18 protein-coding genes and 1 other RNA gene are annotated in these 16,530 nt (G+C 39.7%); 14 read left to right on the forward strand and 5 right to left on the reverse strand.

Annotation, left to right across the window (positions count from 1 at the left end; genetic code table 11):
• From F3J02_RS09805 to F3J02_RS09825, 5 genes are all read left to right on the forward strand, one after another.
• On the forward strand, positions 1-2,537 hold a 2,537-nt coding region (locus F3J02_RS09805), incomplete at its 5' end, for a YadA-like family protein (protein WP_167248867.1).
• A gap of 65 nt (positions 2,538-2,602) precedes the next feature.
• Positions 2,603-3,394: a trimeric autotransporter adhesin/peptidogylcan-associated protein TpgA gene (gene tpgA / locus F3J02_RS09810; RefSeq protein ID WP_167248869.1), complete on the forward strand. Its 792-nt coding sequence runs from the start codon at positions 2,603-2,605 to the stop codon at positions 3,392-3,394.
• A 446-nt stretch (positions 3,395-3,840) separates the two neighbouring features.
• Positions 3,841-4,041: a hypothetical protein gene (locus F3J02_RS09815; protein ID WP_167248871.1), complete on the forward strand. Its 201-nt coding sequence runs from the start codon at positions 3,841-3,843 to the stop codon at positions 4,039-4,041.
• 232 nt (positions 4,042-4,273) lie between these two features.
• Positions 4,274-5,512 carry a putative solute-binding protein gene (locus F3J02_RS09820; protein ID WP_167248873.1) on the forward strand — a complete coding sequence of 413 codons (1,239 nt, stop codon included), beginning with the start codon at positions 4,274-4,276 and terminating at the stop codon, positions 5,510-5,512.
• A gap of 80 nt (positions 5,513-5,592) precedes the next feature.
• Positions 5,593-6,033, forward strand: a complete 441-nt coding sequence (locus tag F3J02_RS09825; RefSeq protein ID WP_167248875.1) for an SMI1/KNR4 family protein — start codon at positions 5,593-5,595, stop codon at positions 6,031-6,033.
• A gap of 108 nt (positions 6,034-6,141) precedes the next feature.
• Here the strand turns inward: F3J02_RS09825 and ssrS are convergent.
• From ssrS to F3J02_RS09840, 3 genes are all read right to left on the reverse strand, one after another.
• Positions 6,142-6,322: non-coding RNA, 6S RNA (ssrS, locus tag F3J02_RS09830), on the reverse strand.
• 79 nt (positions 6,323-6,401) lie between these two features.
• Entirely contained in the window at positions 6,402-6,689 is a 288-nt protein-coding gene (locus F3J02_RS09835; RefSeq protein WP_167248877.1) for a cell division protein ZapA, read from the reverse strand.
• A 2-nt stretch (positions 6,690-6,691) separates the two neighbouring features.
• Complete coding sequence (locus F3J02_RS09840) at positions 6,692-7,246, reverse strand: hypothetical protein (RefSeq protein ID WP_004808598.1); 555 nt, start codon at positions 7,244-7,246, stop codon at positions 6,692-6,694.
• 66 nt (positions 7,247-7,312) lie between these two features.
• On the opposite strand from F3J02_RS09840, the gene F3J02_RS09845 reads away from it, so the two are divergent.
• The 6 genes from F3J02_RS09845 (at position 7,313) to F3J02_RS09870 (ending at position 13,028) form a co-directional block, all read left to right on the forward strand.
• Positions 7,313-7,945, forward strand: a complete 633-nt coding sequence (locus tag F3J02_RS09845; protein WP_167248879.1) for a UPF0149 family protein — start codon at positions 7,313-7,315, stop codon at positions 7,943-7,945.
• Between the two features lie 69 nt (positions 7,946-8,014).
• Positions 8,015-9,334: a Xaa-Pro aminopeptidase gene (gene pepP / locus F3J02_RS09850; protein WP_167248881.1), complete on the forward strand. Its 1,320-nt coding sequence runs from the start codon at positions 8,015-8,017 to the stop codon at positions 9,332-9,334.
• 76 nt (positions 9,335-9,410) lie between these two features.
• Complete coding sequence (locus F3J02_RS18510) at positions 9,411-9,965, forward strand: hypothetical protein (protein ID WP_216076275.1); 555 nt, start codon at positions 9,411-9,413, stop codon at positions 9,963-9,965.
• A 200-nt stretch (positions 9,966-10,165) separates the two neighbouring features.
• The gene (gene ubiH, locus F3J02_RS09860; RefSeq protein WP_167248883.1) at positions 10,166-11,377 is read left to right on the forward strand and encodes a 2-octaprenyl-6-methoxyphenyl hydroxylase; all 1,212 of its coding nucleotides are present in this window, start codon (positions 10,166-10,168) and stop codon (positions 11,375-11,377) included.
• Positions 11,374-12,606: an FAD-dependent monooxygenase gene (locus F3J02_RS09865; RefSeq protein WP_167248885.1), complete on the forward strand. Its 1,233-nt coding sequence runs from the start codon at positions 11,374-11,376 to the stop codon at positions 12,604-12,606. Before ubiH ends, F3J02_RS09865 begins: the two co-directional genes overlap by 4 nt.
• A gap of 173 nt (positions 12,607-12,779) precedes the next feature.
• Positions 12,780-13,028, forward strand: a complete 249-nt coding sequence (locus tag F3J02_RS09870) for a hypothetical protein (RefSeq protein ID WP_167248887.1) — start codon at positions 12,780-12,782, stop codon at positions 13,026-13,028.
• Positions 13,029-13,049: 21 nt separating this feature from the next.
• Here the strand turns inward: F3J02_RS09870 and F3J02_RS09875 are convergent, their stop codons facing one another.
• Complete coding sequence (locus F3J02_RS09875; RefSeq protein WP_167248889.1) at positions 13,050-13,499, reverse strand: MerR family transcriptional regulator; 450 nt, start codon at positions 13,497-13,499, stop codon at positions 13,050-13,052.
• A gap of 61 nt (positions 13,500-13,560) precedes the next feature.
• Between F3J02_RS09875 and F3J02_RS09880 the strand changes: the two genes are divergently transcribed.
• Entirely contained in the window at positions 13,561-14,202 is a 642-nt protein-coding gene (locus F3J02_RS09880) for a cation transporter (protein WP_167248891.1), read from the forward strand.
• Between the two features lie 62 nt (positions 14,203-14,264).
• On the opposite strand, the gene rsmI is transcribed toward F3J02_RS09880, so the two are convergent.
• Positions 14,265-15,107 carry a 16S rRNA (cytidine(1402)-2'-O)-methyltransferase gene (gene rsmI / locus F3J02_RS09885; protein ID WP_167248893.1) on the reverse strand — a complete coding sequence of 281 codons (843 nt, stop codon included), beginning with the start codon at positions 15,105-15,107 and terminating at the stop codon, positions 14,265-14,267.
• 16 nt (positions 15,108-15,123) lie between these two features.
• Here rsmI and F3J02_RS09890 point away from each other — a divergent pair, with 16 nt between their 5' ends.
• Entirely contained in the window at positions 15,124-16,056 is a 933-nt protein-coding gene (locus F3J02_RS09890) for a penicillin-binding protein activator (protein ID WP_167248895.1), read from the forward strand.
• A 12-nt stretch (positions 16,057-16,068) separates the two neighbouring features.
• Entirely contained in the window at positions 16,069-16,473 is a 405-nt protein-coding gene (locus tag F3J02_RS09895; RefSeq protein WP_167248897.1) for a YraN family protein, read from the forward strand.
• Positions 16,474-16,530: the final 57 nt, after the last annotated feature.

Raw genomic sequence — 16,530 nt, forward strand, 5'->3', positions numbered from 1 at the left:
TGGGTGGTTCAACCACAATTGATGCAACGACAGGTGCGATCACGACAAGTAACATTGGTGGTACAGGTTCGAACACAATTGATGGAGCGATCACAAGCGTTAAAGATGCAGCTACCAAAGCGAAAACAACGGTTACAGCTGGAGATAACGTTGTTGTGACCCCAACGACGAATGCAGATGGTTCAAGCAACTATCAAGTATCGACAGCGAAAGATGTGAACTTCGACAAGGTAACTGTAGGAAGTGTCGTTATTGATAAGGCCAGCAATACCATTGAAGGCTTGAGTAATAAAGACATTAAAGCAGCTGATTTTGCAACTAAAGGTAGAGCTGCAACTGAAGAGCAATTGAAAGTTGCGATCAGCAATAACATTACAGAAGTTGTTGATGGTAATGGTAATAAGGTGAACATCATTGATCAGGTTGTAAATAAAAATCCTGATAACAAGAACCAAGACTCATTGTTCTTAACCTATGATAAGCAAGGTCAAGAAACGACAGATCGTCTGACGATTGGTCAAACGGTTCAGAAGATGAATACCGATGGTATCAAATTCTTCCATACCAATGCGGATACATCTAAAGGTGATTTGGGTACAACCAATGATTCAAGTGCGGGTGGTAAAAATTCTACAGCGATTGGTGTAAATGCAATTGTTTCAACTGGTGCAGACAGTGCAGTTGCTTTAGGCCATAACAGTAAAGCTGGCGGAAAAGAGTCAATTGCAATTGGTCAAGGTGCTGAGGCAACAGGTTTACAATCAATCAGTATTGGTACGGGTAACAAAGTGAAAGGTGATCACTCTGGTGCGATTGGTGATCCAACAATTGTTGATGGTGCGAACAGTTATTCTGTGGGTAACAATAACCAAGTGCTTACAGATGATACTTTTGTCCTTGGTAACAATGTGACGAAAACAGTGGCTGGATCAGTTGTGTTGGGCAATGGCTCAGCAGCGACAACAGGTGCTGGCGTTGCAGGTTATGCATTATCAGCGGCAACGGGTGCGGATAAAGCAGCAATCACTAAGACAACTTCAACTACAGGTGCAGTTGCCGTAGGTGATGAGGCGGGTGGTATCTACCGTCAAATTACGGGTGTTGCAGCTGGTCGTGCTGATGCGGATGCAGTGAACGTTGCTCAGTTGAAAGCTGTGGGTAATCAAGTTGTGACGACTCAAACTGCACTTGTAGATAGTTTGGGTGGCGGTGCTAAAGTTAATAATGATGGTACGATTACAGGACCGACTTATAATGTGGCACAAGGTAATCAGACCAATGTTGGTGATGCATTAACAGCACTTGACAAAGCGATTGGCTCGGTAGGAACAACATCGAAAACGACTGTGACGAATGGTCAAAATATTGTTGTGAAAAAGACCAAAAATGCTGATGGTTCAGATAACTATGAAGTTGAAACTGCAAAAGACTTGACGGTTGATTCTGTGAAAGCAGGTAACACTGTTTTGAACAATACTGGAATCACCATTGGTAATAATGCGGTTGTGTTAAACAACACTGGATTAACGATTGCGGGTGGTCCAAGTGTAACAACTCAGGGTATCAATGCCGGCAATAAACAGGTGACTAATGTTGCGGCTGGTACGAATGCAACAGATGCCGTGAACAAAGGTCAATTGGATAGCGCAATCAGCAATGTGAATAACAATGTGAATGAGCTTGCCAACAATGCAGTGAAATATGACGATGCCAAAAAAGACAAGATCACACTTGGCGGAGCCGATGGAACCACGATTACCAATGTAAAAGATGGTAAGGTTGAGCAAGGTTCTAAAGATGCAGTGAATGGTGGTCAGCTTGCGCAAGTTAAAGATAATTTGCAGGGGCAGATTACCAACAACACCAACGCTATTAATAACATTAAAAATGATATTAATAATGGTACTGTTGGTCTGGTTAAACAGGCGAATAGTAGTGCTGAGGTTACCGTAGCTAAAGACACTGGTGGTACGAGTGTAAATGTCGCTGGTACTGATGGTAATCGTGTTGTAACAGGTGTGAAAGATGGTGCAGTCAATGCAACGTCTAAAGATGCTGTAAATGGCTCACAACTTAATACGACTAATCAAAAGTTTGCTGAGTATTTAGGTGGCGGTGCCAAGTATGAAAATAATACTTATACAGCTCCTACTTATACAGTTGGTGATACCAAACATAACAATGTTGGTGGTGCGATAGATGCATTGAATAAAGCGGATCAAGCGTTAAGTAATCGTATTGATAATATTGATAACAAACTTGAGCAAGTATTTTATTCAACAAATCAGCGTATTGATGATGTAGAGAAAAAAGCCAATGCAGGTATTGCAGCGGCAATGGCATTGGAGGCAGCGCCATATGTAGCCGGTAAATATACCTATGCAGCAGGTGCTTCTTATCATGGTGGTGAAAATGCAGTCGGCGTAACTTTGCGTAAGACTGCGGATAATGGTCGTTGGTCTATCACGGGTGGTGTAGCTGCTGCATCACAAGGTGATCCAAGTGTACGTATTGGTATCAGTGGCGTAATTGACTAAGGGACCCGTTATGTCGGAGGGCCTTTAGGCTCTCCTCATCTCCAATAGATAAAGAGAGTTAAAATATGAAAAACATGATAAAAGCACTGGTTATCGGGATAGCATCTTCTTTTGCAATGATGACATTTGCAGCAGATGATGAAGTTGTTGTTCAACAAGAGGAAATCAAATTTCCAGCAGTTGAAAAGAGTTATCTTAAACAAGTAAAACGTTATGAATACGATAATGTTGCTCGTTTGGGAACAGGCTTAAGCAAAGATCAAATCAGACATGTATTGGGAAATCCTCAATTTAGTGAAGGTCTGTTCTTTGTCAAAACTTGGAACTATGTACTAGATGTCCGTCAGCCGAACAGCCAAGATTATTTACGTTGTCAGTTGCGTGTAGACTTTGATAAGCAAGCGTTATCAGAACGCTTGTCGTGGAAAGGCGAGGCATGTGAAGGTTTAATGGCTTGGGGGGCTAATAACCAGGTTCCCGCTGATACCAATTTAAATAGTTTACGTTCATCAAGTGTATTTTTTGCGTTTGATCGCTCAAATGCCAATGCAATTGAACAGGGTTCTAGCTCAGTGGCAGCAATTGCACAGCGAATCAAACAAGCACCAGCGAATAGTCCTATCATTGTTGCTGGCTTTGCCGATCCTTTGGGTAAATTTGCTTATAGTCATCAGTTATCCGCACAACGTGCTAATACTGTTGCAAAATTATTGGTTAATGAGGGTATCGATGCAAATCGTATTCAAATTCAAGCCAATAGCCAAACTGACTTATACCAGCAATGTGCTGGACACAAGGCAAATAGTCAACTTGTCGGATGTTTGGCTCCAAATCGACGTGTTAACGTGAGTTGGTAAGAAATATTCAATAAAAAATGGCTACTTTATAGTAGCCATTTTTTATAAGCAGATATTTGGTAAAATTTATTATTTTTCAAATAAATACGATTTATTTTTACAATTGGTCAATTTTGATAATCTATTAGAAATGAATAGTAAGTACTAAAAACATAGCTAAATATTTAATAAAATTGATTTTTTCTTATGATTTTTATTTTTGAAATATCGCTTACATAAAATCTAATTTATGTGAACTGTCTGACAAAATATATATAGTTGTTTAAAAAATAATCTAAAATGCGCAGCATGAGCTAACATCATCAGATGTCAGTTTCATGTATTCAAATAATTAAAATGAGTATTTTTGAGTACGAATGGCATGAATAAAGGGCCTATTCGAGATGATATAAACTTATCGATCTCATAAATACTCAACACTTGTGAACAGTTTGAGAGGGAATACGATGTTGGAATCAAAGAAGTTAATTGTGTTGGATCAGATGCTGATCTTAACCAAAGAAGGTATGAATGATTTAGTTTATCAAAATGATACCTTACTTAAAGTTAAGATGATTTCGAATCAGCATATTGTGGTTGAAGATGATCATCAAATGAGTTTCCTATTAAAGCGACAAGATGAAAATGTCATTTGGTCATTTATTTAAGTCGGGATATAACAAGCATTTAAATTGAAAATGCTTGTTATACATAACGATTACTCAAAAGCTTGATGCTTTCTAACATCCTTTTTGATTATCATCTTTATTCTGATCCTATATGGGTGATGTTATTTTGACCGAATTGACGCTATCGAAATAAAAGCAGTCAATTCTATTTTCATGCTTTATCCTTAACTTGAATAAAACTATTGGGAAATAGCTAAGGATGGATCAGACAATGCAAAATAATAAATTCACAAGATTTTTAAAGCCCTTCGTTCTGTCATGCGTGTTTGCATCTTTATGGGCTGTGATCAATACAGTTTATGCTGCACCAGAAGCTAAGTTAGATTTAAGCCTTTCGCCTCATTCACAAAACAAAGTGAAGCAATTATTGAATGATCCAAAAACTTGGCAACAGATTCCAAAGCAAGTGACTTTATGTGTGTTTTCTCCGAATGGTGAGCATAGCGAAGCATTTGAACAAGCAACCAGTTATATCTCAGAAATTCCAAGTATCGTCCGTGTGGCCAAGCAGTTTGGTGTCAATATGAATGTGACACGTCCTTCACACTTACAATTCAAATTAGATTTCGATTATCCGAAACTGAAAAAACAGGCATCGACAATAGTTAATCTCAAGGTCTACACCAATGAAGCAGTCTTAACAGAAGACTTTAGAAGTAAACGCTGTGATGGGGCAGGGATCAGTAACTTACGTGCAAAACAGTTTAATAAATTTGTAGGGAGTGTCGATGCGATTGGTGCATTACAAACCTATAAGCAACTCAGTTCAGTGATTCAGGTTTTGGCTAATCCAAAATTTGATGAAAAGATGATAAATAATGATTATGAAGTAGTGGGGATTGTACCGCTAGGTGCAGCCTATATCATGGTGACTGATCGTAATATTAATACTTTGGCTAAAGCCGCTGGCAAGAAAGTTGCCGTGTTCCAATTTGATGAAACTCAAAAGAAATTGGTACAGAATGTGGGGGCACAACCTGTGTCAGTTGATTTAGTGACTGTGGGCGGTAAATTTAATAATAAAGAAGTGGATATCATGGCGGGACCAGCCATTTTATTTGAACCGCTAGAATTGCAAAAAGGCATGACTGATAAATCAGGTAAGGCAGTCGGTGGAATTATTAAATTTCCTGTGATTCAGGTAACTGGTACTTTGATTATGCATCGTAATAAGTTTCCAGCAGGGATGGGCTCAATTGCACGAGAAGTGATTTCAAAACAGTTAAATCCTGCATTTGAATTTGTCGACAAGATTGAAGCAAAAATTCCTGAGAAGTTTTGGTTGAAATTAAATGAAAGCGACAAACCTGGTTATGTCCGTTTAATGCGTGAAGCGCGGATTCAGATGACTAAAGAAGGGTTCTATGACAAAGATATGATGAAGTTGTTGAAACAGGTTCGTTGTTCACAAGACCCAAGCAATTATGAATGTGCTTTGAAAGATGAGTAATAAGCCATATCCAAAGAATTGATTATTTGATCGGTAAAAATGATTTACTTTAATTAGATTGATATCTATCAGACTACATCATGAATGTGATTAATAAGATTAAAAGTAAATTACAAAAACAAAATGTACGCTTGAATACACCAGCAACATGGCAGGACATTTTGGCTTTTGAATATAAGTATCAAGTCAAATTATCGCCAATTTTAAGAACTTACTTCTTAGAGTTTAATGGTATCGCTGATCGAGACATGGATGATAAATATTTTACTTTTTTGTCGCTAACTGACTTTCAATCTTTTGAAAGTATTGCAAGCGATTATGATAAAGATAAGTATTTATATCCGAACTGTTTTGTATTTTCGGACTATTTAGTCTGGTGTTGGGGGTATGTGGTACAACTCGATCAGCTTGGTTTGGATAGTGTCGTATATCAAGTGGGAGGGGCAGAAAAAATAAAAATTGCAGATTCTTTCACAGCATTTTTAAATCAATATTTAATCGATAGCGATGAATTATTATAAAAATATTTAATGGGGACTATTAAAAATCATAAGGTTAATTCGAGACAAATAAATTATTATAAATAGAATTAGACGTTGAATTATTATTTTTTAATTATCTTTGAAAAAGATACTCCAGAGGTGCCGCTGCATGGTCGTTACCCTGAACCCGATGAGTTCAAGGTGGAGGTGACGCATACTTAATGGGTTTCCTACTCGAGGCAGGCATACACTCAAAATACACAGAACACATCCATAAATTTAAGTATCGGCAGGGGAATAGACGTACTGGCGAACACCCTAGAGATAGCTTTAGTATACCCGATCTTTACATGATGGCAATCACTGCATGTAAAGATACTTACTAATTGATGGGGCTTTGTGCAATTTTACTCAACAGTTTGTTCGACATCTTCCAAAATCGTTTGTAGAAGATGTTCGCAATGCGCATATTCCTGTAAAGACTTGTTTAAACTAAAGACTTCTTGTGCCATCTGTAACGCAACCATAATCACAAGCTTATTATGTTCAACCCGTGGGGCACTACGTCGCATGTCATGGAATTTTTGATTGAGTAATTCTGCGGCACGCTCTAATTCTTCACGTTTTTCTTCTGTCGTATTAAGACGGAAAGTCTGTTCAATTAAGCGAAGTTCGACAACGATTGGTTCACTCATGCTTAGATCTCCTCTTGGGTTTCAGCATTTGGGTGTGCAAGCTGTTGAATTTCTTGTGCGTGCTGATCCTGTGCTGTGCCTAAAATTGAAAGGCGCTGAATAATGGCCTCAACTTTAGATTTCGCCAGCTCATTTTTTTGTAATAAGCGATCACGGTCTTGTTGTAAATCTTGAATCTCTTGCTGACTATGACGTTGCTGTGCTTGTAATTTCTCTTTATTCACACGTAAGTCATTACGCTCAGCCAAGATTTCTTGGAAGCGATTTTTTAAATCAGTGGTGCTTTTCTCTAAGCGGCTATAACGTTCCGCTAAAGTTGTTGCATCTTGATTCAGTTGTTTAAATTGATCTTGTAACTGAGTCAGTTGTTCAGTTAAGTTATCAACTTCTTCCTGCTTTTGCGTGATGATGCTATTTTTCTGCACAATTTGTGCATGTTGGTCAGTTTCAGCTAATTGCTTAGCTTCGGTGAGCGAAGTATTTTCTCGCTCTAAGTGATGTAGGCGTGTTTTTAAAACACCAATATGCGCTTGTAGACGCTGTAATTGTTCTAACATAACGAAGGTCGCACAGAGTTGCAATCAAAGGTAATATATACAGCAGTATAGAGGTTGGATAAACGAATGCAAGACGATATTTCAGGTTGGACAGAATGGAATGCTCATTTTGATGGGATTGAAGAAATTTCAAGCCCAAGTGAGTTACACGGTTTGCTAACAGGTATAGTTTGTGTGACACAAGCACCAAGCGCAGATGAATGGTCACAAATCTTAAACACCCTGAATGTGCCTGCTTTACAGCCAGAAGCACTGCAAAGTTTAACGGATGAAGCAGAAGATGTTTCACATGCTTTATCTGATGATGAATTAGATTATTTACCGATGCTCCCAGATGACAATCATTTACTGGCAGATCGTGTTCAGGCCTTGGCGGACTGGTGTGCAGGTGTGGTGCTAGGTTTTGGTTTGGCTTCTGGTCATATCCGAGCTGAGGAACAAGAGCTGATTGAACACTTACAAGATGTTGCAGCTGTTGAGTTTGAAGACTCGGATAATGATGAAGAAGGTGAAGAAAGCTATCAGGAACTCTATGAGTTTGTACGCTTGATTCCTGTCAGCTTATCGATTGGTCGTACCAAGATTCCTGTAGCCGAAAGCTCTTTATTACAAAACTTTCATGCGAAAAGCAGAAATCAAGACAATCCAGCTGATCCACAAACAGTGGTAGAAATGTTTACCCCACATCGTCCGAGTTAACTCGGGCGGTGCCTTAATCCCTTATAAATAAAGATACTTACAATCATTCATCTTCATCAGAAGGACAATATGAAATTAAGTCAAGCCGATTTTAAACAACGTCGTGATCTTCTCGCTAAAAAAATAGGTAGCAATAGCATTGCAATTATTGCGACACGAGCAGAAATGTATCGTAATCGCGATGCTGATTATAAATATCGTGCCGACAGCAGTTTTTATTATCTCACTGGATTTGCAGAGCCAGAAGCAGTTGCTGTTATCGAAACCTTTGAAGAAGGTGAGGAGTATAGCTACAGTTTGTTCTGCCGCGAACGTGATCGTGAAATGGAAATTTGGCATGGCTATCGTGCAGGTATTGATGGCGCGATTGAAATTTATGATGCAGATGAAGCTTATGCGATTGACTTGTTAGATGAAGAAATCATCGAAAAACTGTTGAATAAACAACGTCTTTACTATCGTATTGGGCAACAAGCTGAGTTTGATTCACGTGTTAGTCAGTGGATTCAAAAGGCGGATGCAGAACAACGTCGTGGTAGTGCGGCACCTGCTGAGTTGATTCAGCTTGATCGTATTATTGATGAAATGCGCCTGAAAAAATCAGCCCAAGAAATTGAGTTGATGCAGATCGCATCGAATATTAGTGCCGAAGCACATACCCGTGCCATGCAAACCGTTAAACCGAATATGATGGAGTATGCACTTGAAGCAGAACTCAATTATATCTTTGGGAAAAACGGCTGTGTCCCATCGTATAACAGTATTGTCGGTGGCGGTGAAAATGCCTGTATTTTGCATTATGTTGAAAATAACAAACCACTTAAAGATGGTGATTTAGTGCTGATTGATGCAGCGTGTGAATATGAATTCTATGCGTCTGATATTACGCGTACATTCCCTGTCAATGGTAAGTTTAGTCCTGAACAGAAGGCTTTATATAATATTGTGTTAGATGCGCAGCTTGCTGCAATTGATGCGACACGTATTGGCAATCACTATAAATACCCACATCAAGTTGCAGTGAAAATTTTAACCCAAGGTTTAGTTGATCTTGGTTTGATGAGTGGCGATGTTGATGAGTTGGTTGAAAGTGAAGCCTTCCGTCAATTCTTTATGCATGGCACAGGTCATTGGCTCGGTATGGATGTACATGATGTTGGTGCGTACAAGACTGGCGAAGACTGGCGTACTTATGAAGCAGGCATGGTGGTCACTGTTGAACCAGGTTTATATGTTGCACCTGATGACGAAACTGTCGATGCAAAATGGCGTGGCATTGGTATTCGTATCGAAGATGATATTGTTGTGACGGAAAAAGGGCCATTAGTTCTAACCAAGAATGTGGTGAAAACCGTTGAAGAGATTGAAAGCTTGATGGCAAGTCATTAATTAATTCCTCATTTTATTAGCTTGTTTATTTTTTATGTCTCACCTGTATAACGCATGGTGAGACAAGGTAAAAAATATGAAGATGGATTTAGAAGGAAGACCCATCCTCACTCAGTTTAGTGAGGATGGGTTTATTGATTGTGTCTTTCGGATAGAGAATTTGATTGAAACTGAATCAAGTTATCAATTTCATATGCTCAGCTCATTGAATGGGGAGTACCTAGGGCTAAATGCTGAGGTAGTTAAAAGCATGGAAGGCGGTATTGATCATGAAATGCATATTATTAAAGAGTATGTTTATCATCAAGGAGTCATTTTATCTCGGTCGGGTAGAGAGAGTGATAATTTATTAAATAGCTTAAGTCACCTTTACCAGTTGCCGTTCACTAAACAATACAAGATGCGTGAAGTAGAGTCATTCACAGCTATTGCTCTTCATCAAGGTCGCTTGAATATGCGAGAAGAACAAATAAGAATAAAAATTTTCGGTCGAGATGATGAAGAACAATATGATTTAGATAAAGATTATAATGAATCCTTTTTCAATCTTGATCTAAAACATGGCTTTGTATATTGGAATGAAAAAGATCAGTCTTATAGAGAATCTCTTATCAATGGATTGTCTGAATAAAATTGCTAAGTATGATCAAAAGAACGTCTTTTGATGGGGTGTTTTTTTAATTATTAATGGCTCTAACAATAACCACTTTTAATACATCTTATTGATATAAAAACATAGACCAAACAAAGTACAAATTCCCTTCCTGATTTAAGTTAGAGTAAGATAGTCCCGAAACATCAAGTCATGAAAAATTGATAAGGAATAATATTATGCAGCAACAAGTCATCATTGTCGGTGGAGGTATGGTTGGACTCAGCCTTGCTTTAATGTTGGCAAAATCTAATATCGCAGTAAAGTTATTAGAAGCTGTGAAATATCCGAATTTTGATGATGAAAATGTTGCACCTTATCATTCGAGTTTTGATGCGCGTAATACCGCATTGTCTCGTCGTAGCGTACAGATTTACCAAAAATTAGGTTTGTGGGAAGCTTTACAGCAACATGCTACCCCAATTCTGCAAGTACATATTACTGAGCAGGGAAGTTTTGGTAAGGCTCGCTTAGTTGCAGAGCAAGAAAAAGTAGAAAGCTTTGGGCAGGTCATTGAGAATGCTTGGTTGGGTCGCGTATTGCTCACCCAAGTTCGTCAACAGCCATTGATTGAATTGATTGATGGTGTGCAAGTAACTTCATTGACGCAAGATGCAGATCAGGTACAAATTGAAGCCATGCGTAATGGTGAATATATCCATTCCTTAAAGTCAAAGTTAGTGATTGCAGCTGATGGTCGTGATTCATTCTGCCGCCAAGCGATTGGCGTAGGTGTGGATGAACATGATTATGACCAAGTGGCGATTGTTACGACCGTACAGACGTCTAAACCGCACCAGCATGTTGGTTTTGAGCGTTTTAGTGCGTTGGGACCATTAGCTCTATTGCCTTTACCAGGTGAATACCGTCGCTCAGTGGTTTGGCCTGTAAAAAAGGGTACTGAAGCAGAATGGTTAGGTGAAGAAAATGATCAACATTTCCTTGATGCCTTACAGGAAACTTATGGTGATCGAGCAGGGAAATTTGAAAAAACGGGCAAGCGTTTTAGCTACCCATTGTCGCAAGTCTTGGCTGATAAGCAGGCCGTTGGGCGTGTAGTTCTGATGGGCAATGCGGCACATACCATTCATCCTGTGGCAGGACAAGGTTTTAACCTGTGCTTGCGTGATGCAGATGTGTTGGTTCGTTTTCTGATGGAGCAACTGGCTAAGTCAGATGATATTGGCGCACCTGAAAATTTACTGGCCTATGAGCAATCCCGTTTAAAAGACCAGCAGCGTGTAATTAAGTTCTGTGATTCGGTGGTGCGTGGTTTTAGTAATCAAAATCCAATCCTCAAATTATTGCGCAATACGGGGCTGATTGCTTTTGATGTGATTCCGGGTGTTAAGCCTTTGGTTGCCAATTATGCAATGGGGCTAAAAGCATGAGTGAAATCTTAGATGTCGTCATTGTTGGTGGTGGTCTAGTTGGCGGTTTAACGGCTTTGTTACTCGCGCAAGGTGGGGTGCAGGCGACAGTACTAGATGCTGCACCTGTACTTGATCAGGACAAAACGTTGGCTGTGATGAATCCACGTGTATTGGCACTCAGTCAAGCGACTATTCATTTACTCAAAACAGTAGATGTCTGGGATGATTTAGCACGCCAGATGCCATATTCAGGCATGCAAGTCTGGAATAAAAATGGCTATGGTGAAATTAATTTTGGCCATGCATCTGAACAGCAACCTCAATCAGATCAGGCTTTAGGTGCAATGGTCGAGCCAAGTGTTTTGAATGTTGCGATTCAACAAAAAATGCTGCAACAACTTAAAGACTATCGCACCCAAGTCAAAGTCATTCGGATCGAACAAATTCCACAAGGTTGGTCAATTCAATTGGCGGATGGTACAACATTAAAAACCAAGTTGCTGATTGGTGCGGATGGCGCAAATTCTTTTGTGCGTGAGCAGGCTTACATCGATTTAGATGTACTGGATTATAAGCAGGCCGCGATTAGCTGTGCGATTAAAACTACGCAACCAAATCAATATGTGGCGCGACAGATTTTCTTGCCAACAGGACCATTAGCTTATTTGCCGATGGCGAGTCTTGATCCACAAGAAAACGGTTATTGGCAATCGATTGTTTGGACCTTACCTGATGATTATGCAGATGAATATTCGGCACTCAGTGATCAAGCATTTATGCAACTCTTGACGCAAGAAAGCCTACATATGTTGGGTGAAGTAGTAGAGGTCCGTTCCAGAGCACAATTCCCATTAAAAGCACGTGCAGCGCAACGCTATATCAAATCAGGCTTAGCATTGATCGGTGATGCTGCACATGTGATTCATCCTTTGGCTGGGCAAGGTGTGAATATTGGTTGCCTTGATGCTGCTGTATTGTGTGATGTATTACTGCATGATTTAAACCGTGGTGCGTGGGCGAATGATCAAACCTTATTGCGTTATGAACATCAACGTAAGGGGCAGAACGATGCCATGATGCATAGTATGTCTGCAATTGGATGGTTAGAAAGTTCAGAGCTATTTCCTTTTGTTTGGGCGCGAAATTTTGGTCTAAAACAGGTTGAACAGTTCGACTGGTTTAAAGATCGCTTCATGCAACAGGCCAATGGTCTGAGTGCTTTAAAACAGACACGCTATGTTTGCTAAAAAATAGTAGATATTTTTTAAACAATCATTTATAAATCAGAGTGAATTTGGTCATAAAAAGTACGTTTTAATCAATATTGTGCTTTGCTAAATGTGAAGAGCTTGCTAAATTCCACCTAGTTCTGATGGCCAAATAGCGATGATGAGAGTTTAGTCATTGTGGGGAGATGAAGATGACAGAAATGAATGATTACGACGAAAATACAGAAGACTCTGCTGTAGACGACGAAGAGGCGAAAGCAGCAGAAAGTGGTGCGGATAGTGAAGAATCGGCTGCCAATGATGCTGATCTTGCTGAAGCGGAAACATTAACGGTAACCGCCAAGCAGAAACAACGCCAAGCTTTAGAAGATGAAGTTGCTGCGTTTCTAGCGCGTGGTGGACGTATTACTGAAGTTCCGCCAGACGAGCATCAAGATTAAGTCTGAAAGGGCATAAAAGCATCACGATTGTGGTGCTTTTTTATGGTGATGTGATTCATGCTCACATTCGAGTGGCTGGTGTAACTCTTTTAAAATGCCACATTGTTCTATGGTACGGTGTTGAGAGCATTGCTGTTTTAAATGGATTAAATCCTGTTTCAGATGTTCTAGATTTTTAATCTTCTGAGAAACCTCAGCAAGATATTGATCAATCAGATGATCGACTTGCATACAAGTTTGATTTGGATCTTCTGCTAAACCCTTAAGCTTTTGGATATCTTGTATGGTGATACCGAGTTCTCGACAATGCTTTAAAAATAACAATTCTGAAAGCATCTGTTCCGAATAATGACGGTAATTTCCTGCTGTTCGTTGGGCTTTTTCTAGCAGCCCAATTTTTTCGTAATACCGAATCGTATCCACAGATACACCTGATTTTTTTGCCAACTGTCCAATGCTAAAACTGATCATGCTTGACTCTGGAGTTACTCTAGGGTTTTAAATCACTATAAAAGATTATGTGAGAAAAGTCATGGCAGGATGTGGATGCAATACGGCATGTGCCCCAGCAAAACAAATTAGTCCAAAATTTAGAAAAGCATTGTGGATCGCGCTGGTTCTAAATGCATTGATGTTTTTTGTCGAAATTATTGGAGGATCACAAGCAAGATCTGTGTCATTGTGGGCAGATGCGCTGGATTTTGCTGGTGATGCGGCGAACTATGCAATTTCATTAGCTGTGTTATCCATGACGTTATATTGGCGTGCGACAGCAGCTTTACTAAAAGGGATGACCATGGCTGCATTTGGTATTTTTGTGATTGTTAAAGTATTTTGGTCGTGGTGGTTAGGGCTAACACCTGAACCCATGCTCATGGGGGCGATTGGTGTCCTAGCATTGGCTGTTAATGTTATCTCTGCACTGATGCTCTATGCATTTCGTGATGGCGACGCCAATATGCGTTCGGTCTGGTTATGCAGTCGTAACGATGCGATTGCCAATATTGCGATCATCGTTGCTGCTGTTGGTGTGTTAGGCACTGGAACCATGTTCCCTGATTTATTCGTGGCTTTTATTATTGCCTACTTGGGTGTTTCTTCTGGTTGGGCTGTGATTAAGCAGGCGAGAATGGAAAGAAAAGTAGATCAAGCGAATATCATGACCAAGGCCTAAGGCACATTCTTGTTATTGAAGATTAAGATGATAAAGGGAGATTTTTGATCTCCCTTTATACTTTATTGATCTTGTTGGGTGAGTTCCAAAGCACGTTGGTACGCTACTTTCTTTTTAATACCAGTCAAATCAGCAGCCAGTTGTGATGCTGCTTTTACCGATAAATCCTGTAATAAGCGTTTTAACAACTCATCCAATTTATCCTGTTCCATATCTTTTTCCGCAGACGCACCACCAACCACAACCACAATTTCACCCTTTTCTTGATTGTGATCATTTTCGATAAAAGTAACTAATTCCTTTAAGGTCATCTTCTTAATGGTCTCAAAGGTCTTGGTAATTTCACGGGCGAAGCCAACAGGTCGGTCTTCACCAAAAACCTGAGCCATATCTTGGATGCTCGCTAGAATACGATGTGGTGCTTCATAGAAAATAAGTGTTTGCGTTTCATCTTTCAATTTTTCAAGCTGGCTAATTCGTTGCGATGATTTTGAAGGTAAAAATCCCTCAAAACTAAAACGATCACTTGGCAGGCCAACGGCACTCAATGCCGCAATTGCTGCACAAGCACCAGGCACTGGAATCACACGGATACCATGTTCTTGAGCGGCACGAACCAGTTTAAAACCTGGGTCACTAATCAGGGGAGTACCCGCATCACTGATTAAGGCAACACTCTCACCCTTTAGCATTTTTTGGAGAAGTTGATCAATTTTGTTACTTTCGTTGTGATCATGACACGCTGTGAGTGGAGTTGCGATATTATAGTGCTTGAATAATTGAGCAGATTGACGAGTATCTTCTGCGGCAACCACCGATACGGATTTTAAAATATCAATTGCGCGAAAGGTCATATCATCTAAGTGCCCAATCGGGGTTGCTACAACAAATAATTGAGCACTCATAAAAGGTAACTCCCTAATGTATTACAAAAAATATTGGCTGCTATTGTGTTTGGCAGCATGTGTAAGTCCAGTTTATGCGGACGTACTGGTGATTCTACCCGAATCTGGTACGATGGCGCGAGCTGGTCAGAGCATCAAACGTGGTTTCTTGAGTGCTTATACAGCATCTGGTAGTAAAGAAAAAATCATTTTTGTAGATTCGGCTAAAAACAATATCGAGACCATTTTCAAGAAAAGAGTGAATAACAAAACTCGACTGATTGTTGGACCGCTGGCCAGACCTGAAATTGAAAGTGTAATGCAACAAAATCCAGCAATACCTGTACTTGCACTGAACGATGTGAATAGTCAGGCCACCAATGTATGGCAATTTAGTCTGGCAAAACAACATGATGCTGTTGCATTAACTCAACTCTTGAAGAAAGACAAAATTAAGAACTTATTGGTATTGCGCCAAGCTGGAACTGAATCTGCAACCGAACTATTTATGATGGCAATGATGTCTGAGTTTGGCTCAGATATTCATGTTGTGAATGAACTGCCGAAGAAGCTTGCTCGTAAAGAAGGGGTGTTATTGTTGGGTGATCAACAGTGGCTAGAGCAACTTGGGACATTACCCGAAAAAAATATTTATGCTACTGCATTGAGTATTGAGCAAGATAAGACTATTCCGATGGGTCTTAGTTTTTGTGATACACCCGCTTTATATAACGGACAATGGGCAGACCTCGTCGCTGCATATAAAGAACAACCAGAAAATATGGCGTTCCAGCGTTTATTAGCCTTTGGTGGTGATGCATGGAGTATTAGTCAGCAGTTTTTAAATAGCCCAGATCGTCATTTTTCCTTTGAAGGTCGAACAGGGGCAATTAATGTGAAAGACGGGAAAGTCTATCGCCAACCTTATTGCTATCAACAGCAGAAAAAGGGCATTCAAGCATTGAAATAAAATTGGACAGGTATGTCACAGCAAATACATGATTTAGGGCAATGGGCTGAACAGACTGCGCTTGCACTTTTACAGTCGCAACAATATCGATGTGTAGCGCGGAATTATCATTCACGTTATGGGGAAATTGACTTAATCGTTGAGCGAGATAGAGAGCTGGTTTTTGTCGAAGTCAAAGCCAGATCGAAAGGAAGTTATGCGGAAGCCTGTGAAGTGATTTCACTTGCTCAGCAAGGTAAAATCATTAAGACTGCACAATTATTTTTACAGAAATCTCCACATTATGATGACTTTGATTGTCGTTTTGATGTGATTTGTTTTGATTTTCCACAGAAAATTGCAAAAACAGTACAACCAGATTTTTCAAAATTGCAGTATGATCAGCAATGGATTGAACACGCATTTACTTTAGATTGATCTACACGTCTCATCTAAAGCTAAATATTGAAAATTGAACAAATTTGTTTGTAGATA

This window comes from Acinetobacter sp. Tr-809 (assembly GCF_011753255.1).
GTDB lineage: Bacteria > Pseudomonadota > Gammaproteobacteria > Pseudomonadales > Moraxellaceae > Acinetobacter.